The 1,262-nt window shown below is 62.4% G+C and carries 1 protein-coding gene; it reads right to left on the bottom strand.

The window, feature by feature from the left end:
* Positions 1–5: 5 nt before the first annotated feature.
* Positions 6–1,115 carry an MFS transporter gene (locus tag ABT116_RS47555; RefSeq protein ID WP_351647646.1) on the bottom strand — a complete coding sequence of 370 codons (1,110 nt, stop codon included), beginning with the start codon at positions 1,113–1,115 and terminating at the stop codon, positions 6–8.
* Between the last annotated feature and the right edge of the window lie 147 nt (positions 1,116–1,262).

The following is a 1,262-nucleotide window of genomic DNA, read 5'->3' as shown; positions in this document are numbered from 1 at the left end:
GGAGTTCACCGTGAAGACCAGGCCGGTGACCTCCTGGGGCAGGCGGCCGAGGTCCTCGTCAAGAGCGCAATTCCGGTTCCGAGGAAGGCAACCCCGGTGGCGGTGAGAGCGCGAAGGCCGATACGCGGAATCAGTAGGGGCGCAACCACGGACAGGGCCATCACCGGCACGGCGATAGGCATGAGGGCGAGTGCCGATTGCAGGGGGGAGTAGTCGAGCACCAGTTGGAGATACTGCACGATCAGGAAGAACAGGCCGAAGGTCGCCAGAAATTGCAGGGTCAGTGACGCCGCGCCGCTGCCGAATGCGCGATTGGCAAACAGTCTGACGTCCAGAAGTGGATGGCGAGTGCGTAATTCGACCCAGCTGAAGACTGCCGTCATGGCAATTCCGCCGATCAGCAACGCGAGAACCACCGGATCGAGCCAACCGCGGGCGGGTGCCTCGATCATGCCCAGGACGAACAGTCCGATCGAGCCGGCGATCAGTGCGGTGCCAGGCAGATCGAGGGGAGCTGCCTCCGCGTCTTTTGATGTCACGATCGTGAACGACACCACGAGGATCAGGACGGAGACGACGGCCAGGCCGACGAAAATCGAATGCCAGGACCACTTTTCGAGGAGCAGTCCGGAGACGACGAGTCCGGCGATTGCACCGGACCCTGCGACGCCGGACCAGACTCCGACGGCGCGGGCACGCTGCGCCGGCGGGAAACCTGCAGTGAGCAGAGACAACGTCGCCGGCATGACAAACGCGGCGCCGACGCCGGAGATCACGCGGGAGACGATGATCCACGACGGCTCGTCCGCGAAGACCGGAATCGACGAGCCGGCAGCAAAAACTAGTAGTCCGAACATGAGCAGTTCGCGTCGACCGTAGCGATCGCCGAGTGCGCCCGCCGGCAACAAGAGGCAAGCCAGTGTGAGCGTGTACCCGTCCACGATCCACGTGAGCTGGCTCTGTGTTGCTCCGGTATCGCGGGCCAGGTCGGGAAGGGCCGTGTTGAGTGCGGCCATTGCTGCGACGACCAGCGCGACAGCGCAGCATGCGACCGTCAGCATCCAGATCTGTCGGATGGTCCACGTGGACTGTTCGAGCGTCGTATCGCTACTCACGAAACCTCCCGATAGAAACAAGACCATCAGTATCGTTACAAGAACAGCAGTTCCACAACCCCCAAGTGGGTATAACTGAAGTTGTGACGGTGGGAATCGACAAGCAGGGAATCGATCAGCAGGGAAACGACGAGGACCCGCGCAAAC

This window comes from Streptomyces sp. NPDC002130 (assembly GCF_040296465.1).
Lineage (GTDB): Bacteria > Actinomycetota > Actinomycetes > Streptomycetales > Streptomycetaceae > Streptomyces.
The sequence above is the reverse complement of the archived record's forward strand: the minus strand, read 5'-3'. Positions and strand labels throughout refer to the sequence as shown.